Source organism: Paraburkholderia sp. EG286A, assembly GCF_040965375.1.
Lineage (GTDB): Bacteria > Pseudomonadota > Gammaproteobacteria > Burkholderiales > Burkholderiaceae > Paraburkholderia.
Window position 1 is genome coordinate 26,596 of record NZ_JBFRCB010000004.1, and the last position, 13,750, is coordinate 40,345.

At 64.6% G+C, this 13,750-nt stretch carries 12 protein-coding genes; 6 read left to right on the top strand and 6 right to left on the bottom strand.

Going from position 1 to position 13,750, the window contains the following annotated elements:
* The first annotated feature begins 4 nt into the window (after window positions 1–4).
* From AB4Y35_RS18990 to AB4Y35_RS19000, 3 genes are all read left to right on the top strand, one after another.
* The gene (locus AB4Y35_RS18990; RefSeq protein WP_368705451.1) at window positions 5–271 is read left to right on the top strand and encodes a hypothetical protein; all 267 of its coding nucleotides are present in this window, start codon (window positions 5–7) and stop codon (window positions 269–271) included.
* 149 nt (window positions 272–420) lie between these two features.
* Window positions 421–2,553, top strand: coding sequence for a phosphocholine-specific phospholipase C (locus AB4Y35_RS18995; RefSeq protein ID WP_368705452.1), 2,133 nt, complete (start codon window positions 421–423; stop codon window positions 2,551–2,553).
* Between the two features lie 339 nt (window positions 2,554–2,892).
* Window positions 2,893–3,297 (top strand): avidin/streptavidin family protein, encoded by a 405-nt coding sequence (locus tag AB4Y35_RS19000; RefSeq protein WP_368705453.1) that lies wholly within the window; start codon window positions 2,893–2,895, stop codon window positions 3,295–3,297.
* A gap of 106 nt (window positions 3,298–3,403) precedes the next feature.
* Here the strand turns inward: AB4Y35_RS19000 and AB4Y35_RS19005 are convergent, their stop codons facing one another.
* Complete coding sequence (locus AB4Y35_RS19005) at window positions 3,404–4,309, bottom strand: TauD/TfdA dioxygenase family protein (RefSeq protein WP_368705454.1); 906 nt, start codon at window positions 4,307–4,309, stop codon at window positions 3,404–3,406.
* 209 nt (window positions 4,310–4,518) lie between these two features.
* Here AB4Y35_RS19005 and AB4Y35_RS19010 point away from each other — a divergent pair, with 209 nt between their 5' ends.
* Complete coding sequence (locus tag AB4Y35_RS19010) at window positions 4,519–5,967, top strand: AlkA N-terminal domain-containing protein (RefSeq protein WP_368690062.1); 1,449 nt, start codon at window positions 4,519–4,521, stop codon at window positions 5,965–5,967.
* Window positions 5,964–6,455: a methylated-DNA--[protein]-cysteine S-methyltransferase gene (locus AB4Y35_RS19015; protein ID WP_368705455.1), complete on the top strand. Its 492-nt coding sequence runs from the start codon at window positions 5,964–5,966 to the stop codon at window positions 6,453–6,455. Before AB4Y35_RS19010 ends, AB4Y35_RS19015 begins: the two co-directional genes overlap by 4 nt.
* Before the next feature lie 72 nt (window positions 6,456–6,527).
* Here AB4Y35_RS19015 and treA read toward each other — a convergent pair whose 3' ends face one another.
* The 3 genes from treA to AB4Y35_RS19030 form a co-directional block, all read right to left on the bottom strand.
* Complete coding sequence (gene treA / locus AB4Y35_RS19020) at window positions 6,528–8,222, bottom strand: alpha,alpha-trehalase TreA (protein ID WP_368705456.1); 1,695 nt, start codon at window positions 8,220–8,222, stop codon at window positions 6,528–6,530.
* Window positions 8,223–8,528: 306 nt separating this feature from the next.
* The gene (locus AB4Y35_RS19025) at window positions 8,529–8,831 is read right to left on the bottom strand and encodes a chemotaxis protein (protein ID WP_368690059.1); all 303 of its coding nucleotides are present in this window, start codon (window positions 8,829–8,831) and stop codon (window positions 8,529–8,531) included.
* A gap of 224 nt (window positions 8,832–9,055) precedes the next feature.
* A complete protein-coding gene (locus AB4Y35_RS19030; RefSeq protein ID WP_368705457.1) occupies window positions 9,056–10,084 on the bottom strand; it encodes an SDR family oxidoreductase in 1,029 nt (342 codons plus the stop codon).
* A gap of 162 nt (window positions 10,085–10,246) precedes the next feature.
* Here AB4Y35_RS19030 and tkt point away from each other — a divergent pair, with 162 nt between their 5' ends.
* The gene (gene tkt / locus AB4Y35_RS19035) at window positions 10,247–12,370 is read left to right on the top strand and encodes a transketolase (RefSeq protein WP_368705458.1); all 2,124 of its coding nucleotides are present in this window, start codon (window positions 10,247–10,249) and stop codon (window positions 12,368–12,370) included.
* On the opposite strand, the gene AB4Y35_RS19040 is transcribed toward tkt, so the two are convergent.
* Both AB4Y35_RS19040 and AB4Y35_RS19045 read right to left on the bottom strand, forming a co-directional pair.
* The gene (locus AB4Y35_RS19040) at window positions 12,371–12,658 is read right to left on the bottom strand and encodes a DUF1488 domain-containing protein (protein WP_342923133.1); all 288 of its coding nucleotides are present in this window, start codon (window positions 12,656–12,658) and stop codon (window positions 12,371–12,373) included.
* A 48-nt stretch (window positions 12,659–12,706) separates the two neighbouring features.
* Window positions 12,707–13,726: a chemotaxis protein CheB gene (locus AB4Y35_RS19045; protein ID WP_368705459.1), complete on the bottom strand. Its 1,020-nt coding sequence runs from the start codon at window positions 13,724–13,726 to the stop codon at window positions 12,707–12,709.
* Window positions 13,727–13,750 lie beyond the last annotated feature (24 nt).

The following is a 13,750-nucleotide window of genomic DNA, read 5'->3' on the forward strand; positions in this document are numbered from 1 at the left end:
CTCGATGAATGCGAATAGCTTTCTCGCAATGCACGGCGCACGGCACCTGCGCCGCAGCGCAGGTGCGCTGCTCACCGGGCTGCTGTGCACGCTGCTCGCGGCCTGCGGCCCCGGTTCGAACGGCGGGTCTTCCGCGCGAGCGGCTACGGGTGCGGGTGGCGCAAGCGCGCCGGTCGCGATCGTGGCGGCACCCGCCTCGGGCAGCTACGCGGCCCTTGGCGTGGCCGCCTCGCAACCGCTGCTCAACACGCAGTTGAACTGCGCGCCATGAACGTCACGCGAACCGCGCGCAAGGCGTGCCCAGTGCAGGCCCGACGCACGGTTCGCGCTCCACGCAAAGCGCCTGTTCGTGCCCCTCGGTTCGGCCCTCGTATCGCGCGGCTACGCGCGAAGACAACGTAGAAGAAAACCCACCACATCATGACTTCATTGGATCGCCGTCAATTCCTGCGCGCCGCAGCGGCCGGCGCGACGTTCAGCATGTTCCCGCCCGCCATCCGGCGCGCGCTCGCAATTCCCGCGAATAACACGACCGGCACGATCAACGACGTGCAGCACGTCGTGATCTTCATGCAGGAGAACCGCTCTTTCGATCATTATTTCGGCACGCTACCTGGCGTGCGCGGCTTCGCCGACCGCTTCACGATCCCACAGCCGGGCGGCTCCACTGTCTGGCAGCAGAGCGACGGCAGCCGCACCGTGCTGCCGTTCTATCTGGACAGCACCAAGGGCAATGCGCTGCTTGCGGGTGGCGCGCACTCGTGGACCGACACGCACAGCGCCTGGGATAACGGCCGCATGACACAATGGCCGATATCGAAGGGCGACGTATCGATGGGCTATCTGCAGTCCGCCGACCTCCCCTTTCACTTCGCCCTCGCGAACGCGTTCACGATCTGCGACGCGTACCACTGCTCGCTGCACGGCGGCACCAACTCGAACCGCATCTTCATGTGGACCGGCACGAACGGCCCCACCGGCTCTAACTATGCGGTCGTCAACAACAATGGATGGGACGGCCTCGGCCCGTCGGCGACGGGCCTGACCTGGACCACCTACGCGGAGCGTCTGCAAGCCGCGGGGGTGAGCTGGAAGGTCTACGAGAACCAGCCCGATAACTACAATGACAACCCGCTCGCTGGCTTCGCAGTGTTTCGCAAGGTCAACGAAACCATTTCCGGTTCGCCGAACGCACCCTATACACCGGCAATGGAGGCGCTTTCGCCGCTCTACAAAGGCATCGGCAACACGATGCCCGATGGCGGATTCCTGCAGGCCCTCGCCAACGACATCGCCGCGGGACAAATGCCGCAGGTGAGTTGGATCGTTTCGCCGGGGGCGTATAGCGAGCACCCTGGATCGTCTACCCCAGGCCAGGGCGCTTACTACCTGCAGTTACTGCTCGACACGCTCACGGCTAACCCCGATGTCTGGAGCAAGACCGTGCTCTTCGTGAACTACGACGAGAACGACTGCTTCTTCGACCATATGCCTCCGCCCAATCCGCCCTCCCCGAATGGCAACGGCACTTATGCCGGCAAGTCGACGGTCACGACGCAATACGAATATTTCACCCTTCCCAATCCGCCGGGCGACTCTTCACCGCTCGCACCGGACGGCAAGCCATACGGCCCCGGTCCGCGAGTGCCGATGTTCGTCGTGTCGCCGTGGAGCACGGGCGGCTTCGTCAACTCTCAGGTCTTCGACCACACCTCGGTGCTGCGCTTCCTCGAACAGCGTTTCGGCGTGCGCGAAACGAACATCAGCCCGTGGCGTCGCACAGTATTCGGCGACCTGACCTCCTGCTTCAACTTCAGTAATCCAAATGATACGGCCGTCGCGCCTCTGCCCGCACCGACCAAATCCGCCGCCGATGCCCAGAGTGCGCAGCAAAGCGCGCTTGGCGCGGTGCCGGTGCCTTCGGTCGCGAGCCAGACGATGCCAAAGCAGTCGCTAATGGCGCGTCCGTCGCGTGCGCTGCCGTATCAGTTGCACACCAGCGCCAACGTTGACACGAAGAACGGCAACGTGTGGCTCATCTTCAGCAACACCGGCAGCGCGGGCGCTGTCTTTCACGTCTACGACAAGCTGCATCTCGACAAACCGCCTCACCGCTACACGGTGGAAGCCGGCAAAGAGCTTTCGGATGTCTGGACACCAGCCGCTGCGGATGCGGGCGCCTACGATCTTTGGGTGCTCGGCCCGAACGGCCTGCACCGCCAGTTCACCGGCAACATTACCAAAGCGACAAGCGGGCCCAATCCTGAGGTCCGCGTATGCTACGACACGGGCAACAACGCCGTTTATCTGACCATCATGAACACAGGCAGCGTCGCCACCAATACGACTGTCACATCGAACGCGTACCGGACCGATGGCCCCTGGACCTACGCGGTTCCCCCCGGCATGCAGGTCGAGCCGTACTGGTCGTTGACGTCATCGAATGGCCGGTATGACTTTACGCTCGCCGCCGAGAACGGCGTAACCCGCCGATTTGCGGGGCGGGTCGAAACGGGGGCGGACAGTGTCAGCGATCCCGCAATGGGGAGCTAAATGTGCGGCGCGGTTCGTGCAGAGGCGGGCCGCCGCTCATAGCGCGGCCGTTGAGCGAGCCCGGCACCCACTACCCTCTCCCAGCCCGACCCCTCCCCTAGCCCGCCGAGGGTCGCATACATGGATACGCAGCATCGACAGTAACGAGAGTGATTTCCCAGTTGATCCTCGAGTATCGGCGTATCTCGACACACGCGCACGCTGATGCCCGTCAACAGGTTGCCTCCGCTGAGGGCGACTCTATGTGTACTTTCGCGGGTGAATATTTTTTGTCCCGGAATGTCTGGCGAGCGTCCCGTATTAAATGATGCGCAGTATGAAAATGAAAAGGGAAAATGCATGTTGATTGATAGAAGAGCACTTCGTCCGCTGTCGCGCATCGCACAAGGTGAGAAAGCCGCTACGCCTGAACTGGTGGGCAAGTGGGAAAATGAACTGGGTTCGGTCGTGACGATCGATCAGTTTGACGGCACGAATTTCAGTGGCACCTACGAGACTGCTGTGGGCAACGACGGACTGGCAGCCACCGCTCCGCTCTTCGGGACAGTAGCCGGCGACGCGATCGCATTCACCGTGAACTGGGGACCAACGTACGTCTCGGTGAGAGGCTGGAGCGGCCTTCTGCTTGCTGACGGAAACCAGGCTTGCATGTACACGCTCTGGAATCTTTCGTGCACGCCGATGGATGAAGACGACTTCCAGCATTCGATCCTGACTGGCGCGGACCTGTTTGCAAGGGCGTGAAGAATGCGCCCGCACGGCGCCATATATTCGCGCGCTTCGCGAACGCACTATCGACGGAAAGCGACATACTATGGATTCCTTTTTATTCTGCGCTGTACCTGACGCATCAAAACGGCGTGTCGCCTTCGATGGTGGTGCGATAAAGCCTACGGCGCAGACGATCGGGCGTGCCCGCCGCGAGATGCATGAGCGAACGGTTGTCCCAGAACACGAGATCGTGCTCGCGCCATTCGTGGCGGTAGCAATGCTCCGCGCGCACGCTATGCGCGAACAAGGCGTCGAGCAGCGCACAGCTTTCGTCCTCGGGTAGATCGACGATGCGCGTCGTGAAGTGCTCGCTCACGAACAGCGCCCTGCGGCCCGTTTCCGGATGCGTGCGCACGACAGGATGCACAACGGGCTTCACCTGCGCGATCTGCTCCGCCGTAAGATTCGGCCGCCACGGGCTGCGCGCCTGGAGTTCCGCATAGCGCGCGAGATAGGTGTGCTCGGCGCGCCGGCCCTCCACGGCGCTGCGCAAATGGGCAGGCAGCGTCTCCCACGCGAGATGCATGTTGGCGAACAGCGTGTCGCCGCCCTCCGCGGGCAACTCCTGCGCATGCAGCAGCGAGCCCAGACTCGGCTTCTCCTTGTATGAAAGATCGGAATGCCAGAAGTGTCCCGCGTCGCCAAGACCAATGGGCTTGCCGTTCTCCACGATGTTCGAGACGATCAGCACCTCCGGGTGGCCCGCCAGCGCGAACTGATGCAGCACGTGGATCTGCAACGGCCCGAAGCGGCGGCTGAATTCGACCTGCTGCTCCGGCGTGATGCGCTGGTCGCGAAACACCAGCACATGGTGATCGAGGTGCGCGCGATGAATGCGCGCGAAGTCTTCGCTCGACAGCGGCTGCGTGAGATCGAGGCCGACCACTTCCGCGCCGAGCGGCGCATCCAGGGGTAGAATGTCGAAGCGTTGGGACACCTGCGCGCTCGATAAGGCGGAGGCGGTGAATGGGGCAGGGGTAGTCACGCAGCAAGCCTTTCAGGTAAGCAATGGCTTCAATCTACGTGATCTGACCGCCCGCTGACAACGAAGCAAATCCAATACGTTTATCCGTTCGAGTCATAAAGGCGCTGTTAAGGCATACGCCGAATATGTGGCTGATCGGCGCTCCGGGTCCGAATACTCATGTCCGAATCTGGCCAGAATCCTCACTGAATCTGTTTTAAAGTCTCGACATGCGCCTCGATCCCGACACCTGCTACCAGACCATGCTCTCGAGGGACCGCCGTTTCGACGGCTGGTTTTTCGTCGGCGTTTCGTCTACGGGGATTTACTGCCGCCCGGTCTGCCCGGTGCGCACGCCCCAGCGCCAGAACTGCCACTTTTTCTCCAACGCCGCAGCGGCCGAACGCGCGGGCTTCCGCCCCTGTCTGCGGTGCCGCCCTGAACTGGCCCCGGGCAACGGCCTGCTGGACGTATCGAGCAGGCTCGCGCGCGCCGCCGCGACGCTGATCGAAGAGGGTTTCCTCAATACCGGCAGCCTGGCTGACCTGGCCGCACGCGTGGGCGTGACCGACCGGCATCTGCGCAGGATCTTCGACGCGCAATTCGGCGTGACGCTGATGGAGTTCGCTCAAACCCAACGATTGCTGATGGCCAAGCGGCTGCTGACCGATACCCGCTTGCCGGTGAACGCCGTTGCGCTCACGGCGGGTTTCGGCAGCGTGCGGCGATTCAACGACCTGTTCCTGAAGCAATACGGCCTGAACCCACTGCGGTTCCGCAAAGAAACCGATGCCCCCCATGCTTCGAATGCGGAAAGCGTGACCTTTCCGCTGGGCTATCGGCCGCCGTTTTGCTGGTCCGGCATTCTCGCGTTCCTCGCACGCCGGCACATAGCTGGCGTCGAGCATATCGGCGACGAGATCTATACGCGGACCCTCGCATTGAGCCACAAAGGCCACGACATCCACGGGTGGTTCAGCGTCCGGCACACGCCACAACGCTACGCGCTCGAAGTGACCTTGCCGATGTCGCTGATGCCGGTCGTGGGGCAGCTTCTGCCGCGCGTCAGGCGTCTGTTCGATCTGGACTCGCGCCCCGATCTGATCGATCCGCATCTCGGCGACCTCGCCGACGGACAACCGGGTATGCGCGTTCCGGGCGCCGTGGACGGCTTCGAGATCGCGGTGTGCGCCCTGGCCGGGCAATCACCGCATTCAACGAGCACGCAACGCATCCTCTCACGCATTGCCGAGCGCTTTGGCACGCAGGTCAGCGCGCCGCAGGCGTTGACCCGCGTCTTTCCGTCCGCTGCAAAGCTCGCATGTGAGCCCGTTTCCGCAATCGAAGACACGGGCATGACGCGCAAGCGCGCAGAGACGATCGTTGCGCTCGCAAGCGAAGTGTCGTCGGGACGCATCAGGCTCGAGCCCGCCGCGCCGCTGGAGGAAACGCTCCATGCGCTGCGGAACATTCATGGCATCGGCGAATGGGCCGTGCAATACATCGCCATGCGCGCCCTCGCGTGGCCCAATGCCTTTCCGCCGTGTGACCTGAAGCTGAAAAAGCGACTGGGCTACGCGCGCGCATCCGCACTCGGCCGCCACGCCGAACAATGGGAACCGTGGCGCGCCTACGCAACTCTTCATATGTGGAGCCAACTCGAGGGACAACTCAGATGACACCCGGCTACCTGATTCCGAGTCCATTGGGGGATATCGCGCTGCGTGTAGAAGACGATTTCCTGACCGGCCTCTTTTTCGTGGGCCAGAAGTACTTTCCGCAGATGTCGCTCACGCGCATCGGCACCGGAGCGCCGCCACTCGCGCTTTACGCACAGCGCCAAATCACGCAGTTCTTTGCCGGCGAGAGACGGGATTTCGGGCTTCCCGTTGCATTGCGGGGCACGCCGTTTCAGCGGCGGGTCTGGAAAGAGCTAGAAGCGATTCCGTATGGGCGGGTGATCTCCTATGCGGAGGTCGCGAGGCGCTTGCGTCTGGACTCGGGGCACGCACGCGCGGTGGGAAGCGCGGTGGGCCGCAACCCCGTTTCCGTGATCGTTCCGTGCCACCGCGTCGTCGCGACGAACGGCGCGCTGACCGGCTACGCAGGCGGCGTGGATCGCAAGGCGGCGCTGCTCGAACTCGAACACGCCGCCCCATTGGAATGACAACTCGAATGGACCGCGTCGCAACGCTGGATCAGGCTTTAGCCGCCGGTCCGAAAGCGGTCCGTTCCACCCCTACTGCCCGCCCCCGTACATATCGAGCAGCATCAGCGTCACGCCGTTGGTCCAGCCAAAGCCGTCCTGCAACGGGTATTCGCCGCCCCCGCCGCCGCCTTCACCCGCGCCCTCCACGATATATTTCTCGACGAGCTTTTGCTGCGTGTTATAGACGTTCTCGACATCGGCGAGAAAACGCGTGCCGACCGGCTGCGCGAGATCGCTGCGCCCGTATTGCTTGAGGCCCTGGATGGCGATCCAGTGCAGCGGCGCCCAGCCGTTCGGCGCATCCCATTGCTGGCCGGTGTTGTAGGTCGACGTGGCGAGGCCGCCTTGCTGGAGCAGCACGCTTTGCATCGTCTGCGCCGTCTTCTTCGCGCGCTCGGGCCACGCCACGCCCGCCATCAACGGATACATCATCGCGGGCGTCTGGTTGTCGCGCGCCTTGCCGAGTTGCCAGTCGTAGTCGCCGTAGTAGCCCTTGTTGTTCCAGAGGTAATGGTTGATACCTTCGGCGCGGCGCGCGGCGTAGCCGGCGAACTGCCCCACGCAGCCGAAATCGCGCGCGACCGTGCAGGCGCGCACGATCGTCGTCTCCAGATGGAACAGCAGGCTGTTCAGATCGACGGGAATGATCGACGTGGTGCGCACGGTCCAGAGGTTCTGGTTGTCGCCGAACCAGCGCGAGCTGAAGTCCCAGCCGCTTTCGGCCGTGGCGCGCAGGTCGCGGTAGACCTCGTTGGCGGGGCGGCCCGTGGCCTGCTGCGCGGTCTGGACGTCTTCGATATACGACTCGTCGCGCGGCGTGTCGAGTTCGTCCCAGTACCGGTTGAGCACAGTGCCGTCGCGCAGCACGACCACGTTGCGCGTGGCCTGCCCGCGGGGCGTGCTGCTCGCGCCCTGCATCCAGTACGCGTACTCCTTGCGCAGCGCGGGCAGGTACTTCTGATACACGCTGTTGCCTTCCTTCTGCGCCGCGAGCTCCACCATGTACGAATAGAACGGCGGTTGCGAGCGGCTCAGATAATACGTGCGATTGCCGTTCGGAATATGACCGAAGGTGTTGATCATGTAGGCGAAGTTATCGAGCATGTCGTCGACGAGATCTTCATGGCCCGACTCCTGGAGCCCGAGCATCGTGAAGTACGTGTCCCAGTAATAGCCCTCTCTGAAGCGCCCGCCCGGCACGACATAGGGCTTCGGCAACGGCACGAGCGAACTGTTGTCGGGCGCCGACGTGGTCGTGCGCGTGAGCCCGGTCCAGAGCCAGTCGATATGCTGGCGCAGGGTCTGCCCCGCCGGCGGCGTGATGCTCTGATCCGGCGGCGGCGTGAAGTACTGGTTTACGAAATTCAGCAATGAGAAGCCCGGTTGGTTCTTCTGCGCTTCGTAGAGCTGAACGATGGTTGCGGGGTCCGTGTTCGGCGTCGAATCGACGAAGGTCTTCTGGTCGGGGAAGATCTGCGCGGTCTGCACCGCCACGAAAAGATCGCCGTACAGAATATCGGGCGCGGGCGGCAGCGGCGCGCCCACCTGGGTGTCGGCGAAACAGTTTGCACAGGCGAGCAAAAGCGTGGCGACACTGGCCGCACTGATAGCGGTGCGCGAACGCTGCGGTGACTTTCGGGGCGGGAGTGACTGTAAGCTTGTTTGAATGCGATGCGCATCGTTTGGCGATGCGGCGTGGGTGCGAGATTGCAGCTGCGTGCTCATGTTGCCTCCGTGGTGTTGGGGCACTTCGCTGGTCTCCTCGCACCGGCCCGTTCACGCCGTTTGTTTGCGGCGTGCGGGTCCGGCTGGATGCGCAATGGCATCGCCGGATCCCGGGCAACGAGAGGATCGCATGACTTCGCACACCGAATCAACTGCGGCATGACAATGAATGACTGTGCGGAAATTTATGCCGCCGGCCTGGCGGGAAAGACACGGCGCATCGGTAACAGTGGCCGTGCTGGGGCAGCCCATGCGGCAGAAATGCGGGCGCCAGTCACAACAGCCCTGTCGTCGGCGCCCACTCGTTTAAACATCGCCCAGATCGTCGATGCGATCCGGACGCACGTCGCCGTCGGGCTCCAGCGATTCGTCGCCGTCTGCCGCGGCGCGTTCACCCGTGCCTGCGCTATCGGTGTCGCTCTGCGCTTCGTCCTCGCCCGCTTCGAGCGCGTGATTGTCGAGTTCGGTGTCACGGTCGAATTCGTGGCGCTTCGCGCCCTGGGTGTCGCTGCCGGAATCGGATGAATCGCCCGGGCCCAGCGAGCCGGTGTCGTGCCCCGGCGGCAAGGATTCGGGAAGGTCGTTGTCGGGGTCCAGCGTGCTGTTCATGGCAGGCTCCTTGTATTGTCGATGCGGTCACGAAGCGCGCAGAACGCGTGCCTTGCAAACCGTGCCCTTCGACGAGCGCCGCGTCGTTGAATCGTTCCATGGCGAACGACTCGGGTCTGTCCACCACGTTCGTTCAATCGACGGTTCACACAGGAATTCATGCGCACCATGCATGCCGAACTCAAGCGGCGGTATGCGGCGAGCGTGCACAAAAGGGGAAGCGATCACGGGCGTGACCGCGCCTGCCTGTGCAAATGCGCAAACGCCATCGCCAAGCCAAGGACGCCAATCGCCACGCCGCCCATCAACGCATGCACATGACGCTCGGTGAAGAGCGGCGCGCAGCCATTGTGAGCTTCACGGTCGAAGCGGCCATGTGCGCCGATCTCGCCCGGCACGGGCGCATGCAGATTCTCGGGCGCGTCGGGCGCGCGCGGGTGGCCCGTCAATTGCCCGCGATACCCGGCTCGCGCGAGATAACGGTCGAGCAGCCCCGGCGCGATCAGATCGGCGATGATGGCGCGCACCGTGGACCAGCCGAGCCAGAGCGTGCGCCGCCGATGTTGCGCGGCAAACAGAATGGCGCGCGCGGCGACCTCGGGTTCGTAGACAGGCGCAACGGGCCGCGCGTCCTGCCCGGTACGGTTGGCGGCCCAGTCGAACTGCGGTGTGTTGATGGCGGGGAGATCGACCAGCGAGATGTGCACGTCGAGGCCGTCGTGAATCAGCTCCGATCGCACGGCGTCGGTAAAGCCGCGCACCGCGAACTTCGCGCCGCAATACGCGGATTGCAGCGGGATCGCGCGCGAGGCGAGCGCCGACCCCACGTTGACGATCGCGCCGCGATTGCGCTTGCGCATGCGCGCGAGCGCCGCCATCGTGCCGTGCACCTGACCGAGATACGTGACCTGGGTGGCGCGCTCGAAGTCGCGCGGCGAGATCGACGAGAGCGGCGCGAAAATGGTCGCCATGGCCACGTTCACCCACACGTCGATGTCGCCCAGTTCGCGCTCGACGCGCGCTGCCGCCGCTTCGACGGCCCGGGCGTCGGCCACGTCGGTGGGCACCGCGAGCGCGCGCACGCCACGGTAAGCGGCCTGTAATTGCGCGGCGGCGCGCGCGAGCCGTTCGGGTTCGCGCGAAAGCAGCGCGACGTCGTAGCCCGCGCGCGCGAAGGCTTCGGCAACGGCGCGGCCCACGCCGGCGCCTGCGCCGGTCACGACAACGATCTGGTGGTGGGATTTTCGATGCATCGGCTCGGTATCCGAAATGGACAGACGTGATAGTGTCGAACCGCAATGGCTATGCCTGTCTGGCATCGAAATGCGGTGCGGGGGCCGGCACCGCATTTGCGCATCGACCTGTTTGCGAACTGCCGCCCGCTTGCAGCGCGCCCCTGCCGAGGAGTCCAGCTCATGCCATCGAATGCCACGCCGAACGCCAGGCCCACCCGGGCCGACCCGTCCGATCTCGACCGTCTCGCCATCGACACGATCCGCACCTTGTCGATGGACGCCGTGCAAAAGGCCAATTCCGGCCACCCCGGCACGCCCATGGCGCTCGCGCCGCTTGCGTACCAGATCTGGCAGCATCATCTGCGTTACGACCCTGCCGCGCCGCTATGGCCCAATCGCGACCGCTTCGTGCTCTCGAACGGCCACGCTTCCATGCTGCTTTACTCGTTGCTGCACCTCACGGGCGTGCAAGCCATCGACGAGAAAGGCAAGCTCACGGGCAAGCCCGCGGTCTCGCTCGACGATATCAAACACTTTCGCCAGATCGACAGCGTGACGCCGGGGCACCCGGAATTCCGCATGACCACGGGCGTCGAGACGACCACGGGGCCGCTCGGCCAGGGGCTCGGCAACAGCGTGGGCATGGCCATGGCCGGGCGCTGGCTGGAGCAGCACTTCAATCGCGCCGACGCCAGAATCTTCGACTACCGCGTCTATGCGGTGTGCGGCGACGGCGACATGATGGAAGGCGTCTCGCACGAAGCGGCGTCGCTCGCGGGCCATCTGGGCCTGTCGAATCTGATCTGGTTCTACGACAGCAACCGCATCACGATCGAGGGCCACACCGACCTCGCATACAGCGACGATGTCGAAGCGCGCTTTCGCGGCTACCACTGGAACACGCTGCACGTGGACGACGCCAACGACACCAAAGCCATCGAAGCCGCCATCGAAAAAGCGCAGGCCGTGACCGACAAGCCGACGCTCATCGTGGTGAAGAGCATCATCGGCTGGGGCGCGCCGAACCGGCAGGACACGGCGGCGGCGCACGGCGAGGCGCTGGGCGAGGACGAGGTGCGCCTTGCCAAGCGCGCGTACGGCTGGCCGGAGGACGCGCATTTCCTCGTACCCGATGGCGTGTACGAGCGTTTCGCGCAAGGCATGGGCGCACGCGGCAAGGCGGCGCACGAGGCATGGAAGCAACGCTACGACGACTACGCGAAGCGCTATCCCGAGCTAGCGAAGGAACTGGGCCTGATGCTCGACGGCAAGCTGCCCGAGGGCTGGGACGCCGATATTCCCACCTTCGAGGCCGACGACAAGGGCATGGCCACGCGCGAGTCGTCGGGCAAGGTGCTCAACGCCATTGCGCAACGCGTGCCGTGGATGATCGGCGGCGCGGCCGACCTTGCGCCCTCGACCAAGACCAATCTCAAGTTCGAAGGCGCGGGCAGTTTCGAGCGCGACCACTACGACGGCCGCAACCTGCACTTCGGCATTCGCGAGCACGGCATGGGCGCGGTCTCCAATGGCCTCGCGCTTTCGGGCCTGCGGCCGTTCGCATCGACGTTCCTGATTTTCAGCGACTACATGAAGCCGCCCATCCGGCTCGCCGCAATCATGGAATTGCCCGTAGTTTTCGTGTTCACGCACGATTCGATTGGCCTCGGCGAAGACGGGCCCACGCACCAGCCGATCGAACAGCTCGCCTCGCTGCGCGCTGTGCCGGGCCTGCTCACGCTGCGCCCCGCCGACGCCAACGAGGTCGCCGAGTCCTGGCGCGTTGCGCTCGCACGTTCGCGCGAACCGGCCTGCCTGGTGTTGTCGCGTCAGCCGCTGCCCACGATCGACCGCACGAAATATGCGAGCGCGCAAGGTGTGAGCCGCGGCGCATACGTGCTCGCCGATGCCCCCGACGGCAAGCAGCCCGAAGTGCTGCTGCTCGCCACGGGCAGCGAAGTTTCGCTATGCATTGCCGCCTATGAGACGCTGAAGCAAGAGGGGATCGCGGCACGAGTGGTCTCGATGCCTTCGTGGGACGTTTTCGAACTGGAGGACGAGGCGTACCGCGAGTCAGTGCTGCCGCCGCACATCCATGCACGCGTGGCCGTGGAGCAGGCGGCGACGCTCGGCTGGGACCGCTACGTCGGCCGCTTCGGCTCGCAGATCGTGATGCACACGTTCGGCGCCTCCGCGCCGCTCAAGGCGCTGAAGACCAAATTCGGCTTCACGCCGGAACGCGTGGTCGAAGAGGCGAAGAAGCAGATTGCGCGCTGCAAGGCAGGCGCGGGCGCGGGTGAGTAGTCAATGCCTGCCGGCACCGTACATGCGCAAATAGCCGCTGTGAAGCATCACAGGTTTGCCGTCCGTCTCTTCGATGAGGCGGGCGGCCGCCGCTTCGATCGCGTCGCGGTTGCGGTGGAATGCCTGGCGCAGGTCGGGCTCGCGCAGCGATCGCGCGCCGAAGCGGTCTTCCAGCGCTTCAGCCGTAATGGCACAGTCCACCGGCACGGAATCCGCCACCGCAACAAAGGTTAGCGCGAGTTCCTCCGTGTCGTACTCGACCGGGCCTTCGGGAAAGGTGATTTTCATGTTCGATGGACTCCTGAAATGCTTGCCGACCAACCCGCCCCTTGCGTCTTACTCGCTCGCGCCGGAAGTACGCGCCACCGCGCGTAGCGCTTCGAGCATGATGGCTTCGAGTTCCTGGGCCCTCGCGACGCGCGCACTTTCGATCACGAGACCGTCGCTGTCGCCGGAACGCTGAGCCCAGTCCTTGCGCTCGCGGGCGTACACCAGGTGCTCCCTGACGGACCGCGCCGCGGTCCACAGTGCGCGTTCCACCTGACTCACAATGCCCTCCTCCAGCGACATCTCCGAAAACGCGTGACCCGTGTGGCAACGGTAACGGTGCGGACGCGCGTTCTTGATCTGCCAGAGCGTACCGCCGCACTCGGGGCACGTGAGGGCCGTGCGCTCGCCGACGGTGTCGAGCTCTTCGGGCGAAACGAACCCGCGCGCGGCCACACGCGCCTCTTCTTCAGTTTGCGAGCCCGCTTTCATGGCACGCTCCTTAGCCAGGGTAGCCAATGGCGCCGCACGCAAGGCGTCGCCGATCGCGGCAGCCATGTCCTGAATGCCGGCCACCGTCGCCGCGCCGTCTACTGCGCGCAAGGCCGCGGCAGGCATGGACGACGCTTCGCATTCCTGCGGATCCTGCACGAGACACGCACCGCCGCACGCGCTGATCGCTGCGAGGCCCGCTGAGCCGTCGTCGAGATCGCCGCTCAGCACGACGCCGACCACCTCGCTGCCATACGCCATGGCGGCGCTGCGAAACAAGGGATCGGCGGCGGGTCGCGAGAAATTCTCGGGTGCGCCATCGGAGAGCCGAAGGCGCCCTTTCTCGACGATCAGATGCCGGTCGGGCGGCGCCACGTAAATCCGGCCCGCCTGCAGCACTTCGCCGTCGGCGGCGTGGGCGGCGGGCAGCGGGCCGCTGCGCGACATCAGTTCGGGCAGCGTGCTTTTGTGGCGGCCAATATGCAAAACCACGCACACGGCAGCCGGCAAATCGCCCGGGAACCCGGCCGCGAGTGTGCGCAGCGCGGAAAAGCCGTCGCGCGAAGCGGCGATGACCACGATTTTCAACGGTTCCATGCCGCTCTCCCCCCGGCGCGCGCA

Coding starts and splice junctions, on each gene's coding strand:
- AB4Y35_RS18990 (WP_368705451.1), top strand. CDS start 5: ATGAATGCGAATAGCTTTCTCGCAATGCACGGCGCACGGCACCTGCGC.
- AB4Y35_RS18995 (WP_368705452.1), top strand. CDS start 421: ATGACTTCATTGGATCGCCGTCAATTCCTGCGCGCCGCAGCGGCCGGC.
- AB4Y35_RS19000 (WP_368705453.1), top strand. CDS start 2,893: ATGTTGATTGATAGAAGAGCACTTCGTCCGCTGTCGCGCATCGCACAA.
- AB4Y35_RS19010 (WP_368690062.1), top strand. CDS start 4,519: ATGCGCCTCGATCCCGACACCTGCTACCAGACCATGCTCTCGAGGGAC.
- AB4Y35_RS19015 (WP_368705455.1), top strand. CDS start 5,964: ATGACACCCGGCTACCTGATTCCGAGTCCATTGGGGGATATCGCGCTG.
- treA (WP_368705456.1), bottom strand. CDS start 8,222: ATGAGCACGCAGCTGCAATCTCGCACCCACGCCGCATCGCCAAACGAT.
- AB4Y35_RS19025 (WP_368690059.1), bottom strand. CDS start 8,831: ATGAACAGCACGCTGGACCCCGACAACGACCTTCCCGAATCCTTGCCG.
- AB4Y35_RS19030 (WP_368705457.1), bottom strand. CDS start 10,084: ATGCATCGAAAATCCCACCACCAGATCGTTGTCGTGACCGGCGCAGGC.
- tkt (WP_368705458.1), top strand. CDS start 10,247: ATGCCATCGAATGCCACGCCGAACGCCAGGCCCACCCGGGCCGACCCG.
- AB4Y35_RS19040 (WP_342923133.1), bottom strand. CDS start 12,658: ATGAAAATCACCTTTCCCGAAGGCCCGGTCGAGTACGACACGGAGGAA.
- AB4Y35_RS19045 (WP_368705459.1), bottom strand. CDS start 13,726: ATGGAACCGTTGAAAATCGTGGTCATCGCCGCTTCGCGCGACGGCTTT.